The 322-nt window shown below is 55.6% G+C and carries 1 pseudogene; it reads right to left on the minus strand.

The window, feature by feature from the left end:
- Positions 1-260: 260 nt before the first annotated feature.
- Positions 261-322, minus strand: a pseudogene (locus tag R0J87_RS19180) (IS1 family transposase); the annotation flags it as partial.

A 322-nucleotide genomic window follows, 5' to 3' on the forward strand; every position in this document is an offset into this window, starting at 1 on the left:
GGCTTTGCCGCGGCCCTCTCACTTCCCTGTTAAGTATCTTCCTGGCATCTTCCAGGAAATCTCCGCCCCGTTCGTAAGCCATTTCCGCTCGCCGCAGTCGAACGACCGAGCGTAGCGAGTCAGTGAGCGAGGAAGCGGAATATATCCTGTATCACATATTCTGCTGACGCACCGGTGCAGCCTTTTTTCTCCTGCCACATGAAGCACTTCACTGACACCCTCATCAGTGCCAACATAGTAAGCCAGTATACACTCCGCTAGCGCTGATGTCCGGCGGTGCTTTTGCCGTTACGCACCACCCCGTCAGTAGCTGAACAGGAGG

Source organism: Halomonas sp. SIMBA_159 (genome assembly GCF_046536035.1).
In the GTDB taxonomy this organism is placed as follows: Bacteria; Pseudomonadota; Gammaproteobacteria; order Pseudomonadales; family Halomonadaceae; genus Vreelandella; species Vreelandella venusta_A.